This window comes from Microcoleus sp. S36b_A4, assembly GCF_036700645.1.
In the GTDB taxonomy this organism is placed as follows: domain Bacteria; phylum Cyanobacteriota; class Cyanobacteriia; order Cyanobacteriales; family Microcoleaceae; genus Microcoleus.
Genome location: NZ_JAUBPI010000223.1, coordinates 1 through 1,236, shown reverse-complemented (window position 1 = coordinate 1,236; position 1,236 = coordinate 1). Strand labels below are relative to the sequence as shown.

The following is a 1,236-nucleotide window of genomic DNA, read 5'->3' as shown; positions in this document are numbered from 1 at the left end:
AACCCACATTCCGCACCCCAACTGGCACATAGGCAGATTGAGGGGGTAAAAGTGAATCATCCGAGACCATCATGAGTAGAAATACTCAACTATCTCGGTCACTCAGCATTACCCAGTAGTCCATTCTGGAAAATTGACGTGAGGGCGTGAGTTAAATCTGATATCAGTTAAAATTGCGAGCGGTAAAAAACCAAGTTTATTACGTATCCGTAACGCGCTCACAGCCGCGAAAAAGCGTTAATTGCGCTCGCTCTTCCGTAACAAATCATCACCAAAAATAGTGTAAACTGGCGCTCGCGATGAACAATCAAATCAGGATTCAGCAGCCCATGCAGAAAGCATCCCAGATGAAAGTAGAAAACCTAGATCATCTGGGCTTGATAGCCGGTCTAATTGATGAAATAGGAATAGTCCAAAAAATCAATGAATTAGTAGGCGAACAACCGGGCGAGATAGTCAGTCCCGGCCTGGTAGTTAAAGCCATGATTATTAATGGATTAGGGATGGTTTCCGCCCCATTGTATTTATTTTCTAAATTTTTTGAAGGGAAAGCAGTAGAACATTTACTTGGAACGGGGATTCAAGTATCACATTTAAATGATGACCGTTTAGGCAGAGTATTAGATAAATTATATTTGACAGGAATTACGGAAATCTTCACAACCATTGCCCTGTCAGCCGCTCAAAAATTCGAGATAAATACCGACACATCTCACCTGGACTCAAGTTCATTTCATCTACATGGCAAATATGAGCAAGAATTGCCATCAGTATCTTTTTCGAGCATAGAAACAGATAGCAATCAGTTAGATAATTCATCAATCAACCATCAAACATCGCCCATACCAATTGAGATTACCTACGGCTACTCTCGCGATCATCGTCCCGACTTAAAACAGTTCATTTTAGACCTAATTTGTAGTGGAGATGGAGATGTACCACTATTTTTACGAGTAGCTTCAGGAAACGAATCAGATAATTCCATATTCGCCTCAATTTGTCAAGACTTTAAAAACAAATTAAATCTCGACAGTTTAATGGTAGCTGACAGTGCATTATATACCGCTCCCAATTTAGAAATGTTAACCAATTTAAGGTGGTTAACTCGTGTACCACTCAGTCTGAAACAAGCGCAGCAACTGGTATCTCAATTAAATGAATCAGAATTTCACGATAGTGCTGTGACCGGATATCGTTGGTCAGAACACAAAAGTAATTATGGTGGAATTACACAAA

1 protein-coding gene is annotated in these 1,236 nt (G+C 40.0%); it reads left to right on the top strand.

Annotated elements, in window-relative coordinates:
* Positions 1 to 329: 329 nt before the first annotated feature.
* A partial coding sequence (locus tag QUA03_RS28890; protein ID WP_445304890.1) for an IS1634 family transposase occupies positions 330 to 1,236 on the top strand: 907 nt, incomplete at its 3' end.